This window comes from Mesorhizobium sp. M2A.F.Ca.ET.039.01.1.1 (assembly GCF_003998035.1).
In the GTDB taxonomy this organism is placed as follows: domain Bacteria; phylum Pseudomonadota; class Alphaproteobacteria; order Rhizobiales; family Rhizobiaceae; genus Mesorhizobium.
The window spans coordinates 1-1,956 of the sequence record NZ_RZRY01000954.1; the positions used below are offsets into that span (position 1 = coordinate 1).

Consider the following 1,956-nt stretch of genomic DNA (forward strand, 5'->3'; position numbering starts at 1 on the left):
CAGGTCATCCTCGACCATGAACGGAAAGCCCGGCACGTGGCGAATGACCAGCTTTTGACCAACGCGAGCCGGCTCGAACTCCTTCACCTCGCCGACAAGGATCATCAGCTTGCGTGGACCCGATCCCGAAGTCGCCAGCGGCGCCAGCGCTTCAGCGCGACGCCTTTCGATCACGTCTTTTTTCTCGGCTCGGAATGCCTCCGGCACATACAGCGTCTCGGCAAGCGGGCGACCCTTAACGACCATCTGCTTTGCAGCCTCACGCAGGTGCCATTGCACATTCCACCAATGACGTTTTCCCGCCCAAAGCGATGTCCAGACCGTCAGCTCCGCCTCGTGCCACAGATAATGCAGCAGCCCGCGCAACGACAGTTTTTTCGCCTCACTCGAAACGCTGTCTGAGCCCGGACCAGCCTGCGGCGAGGCCGCGCGACTGCCGATCTTCGACAGGCTGAAATCCAGCTTCAGCGCCGCCATCCCGGTCTGCGGGTCGAGTTGTATGGCGCTGCCCATCAGGGCGCCAAGACCCGAAAGCTCGTATGGCGACTCGTAAGACGCACATGAGGGATCGTGCTCGTCGCCGCTGAGCGGCATGCGCTTGATCACGTAAAGGCCGCCCATGCGCGCGATGTACATGGGCAGACCGTCGCCCCGGCACATGCACAACGGCCGCTCGTGCCGTTGATAAGCGATCGTCAGAGCTTCCTGAAGCTCAGGTGCATCCTCCCTATAGAGCGAACCACAAATCCTGAACCGCCGCATCACCTCCAAAGCTCCAGGTCGCCGCCGCATCCCTGTGAGCCCATTGAGTCACGCCTTTGCAACAAGCGCAACCCGCTCGCTTGGATAATCGTGCGACCCAGAGCAGGGCAGTAGCCGAGTTTGCCTTTTGCAACGAATGACTGACGCAGCCGAGGCCTTCGGTGCAGATAATTGATGTTCCTATGGCATGAGCGATCGCGGCATTGGTGCCCTTCCGGCATTGGCCGGCGCTGGAGAGGCAGAGGGGAGGCCGGGATGCGATGGCGGGTCGAGGCCAGGAGAGAGGCTCCCGGCACCCGTCGCGGAGAACGATCATGACCCATATGGAGATTCTGTCACGCACGACGCCCAACGGTTACAAGGTCGATGTCAGCCGCGGCCAGCGTATCGGGCGCGTGTCATCGGAATGGTTCAACCGGCCTGACGACGACCGTTACCTGTCGCTCACCGACCTCAACAGTGCTGTGAAGCGGCGGTCCGAACGCAGCAAGACCCGTATCGTGGAAAGCGAAGCGATCCGCGTCGAAGCGTCGCGCGACAATCCCGAGCGGCTGATGCTCATGCTGCCGGACGTCCACACGCCTGTCGCGCCGACGCATTGGAGCTTTGGCCAGCTCGCCAGTCTGGTAGGTGCACCCGCGACGTATCTGCGCCAGCTTCCGGCCGCGCTTGCCGGCATCAATCTGCAGTATGGGCTTTCGACACACCGCGCCGAGCAGGTCAAAACGCTTGAGATCGAGAACGGTCGCCTAGAGCTTCGGGCTGTCACGGGTCCAGACTACGGCAGGATTTTTGACCACGAACTCGTCGATGCGGTGCAGAAGATCGCCGGCAACGGAACCGGTGACACACGCTGGAAAGTGCCCGGCGTACTCGATTGGTCGACCAGCATCTACAACCCCAATGTTGACATCTCGAAGGACACGACCACGCTCTATGCCTCGGACCGCGACATCTTTGTGTTCCTGGTCGACGACCTCAATCCCATCGAAGCCGGCCGACTGCCCAACGGCGAACCGGATCTCTACTTCCGCGGATTCTACGCCTGGAACAGCGAGGTCGGCTCGAAAACCCTAGGAATCGCAAGCTTTTACCTGCGTGCCGTATGCCAAAATCGCAATCTGTGGGGCGTCGAGGATTTCCAGGAAATCACGATCCGTCACTCCAAATACGCCGCCTCGCGCTTTGCGCTGG

Annotated in this window: 2 protein-coding genes; one reads left to right on the forward strand and one right to left on the reverse strand. The window is 61.1% G+C overall.

The window, feature by feature from the left end:
* A partial coding sequence (locus tag EOA24_RS36020; RefSeq protein ID WP_127410708.1) for a DUF1173 family protein occupies positions 1 to 762 on the reverse strand: 762 nt, incomplete at its 3' end.
* Between the two features lie 314 nt (positions 763 to 1,076).
* Between EOA24_RS36020 and EOA24_RS36025 the strand changes: the two genes are divergently transcribed.
* Positions 1,077 to 1,956 (forward strand): DUF932 domain-containing protein (locus EOA24_RS36025; protein WP_189354525.1); only part of this gene is annotated, 880 nt, incomplete at its 3' end.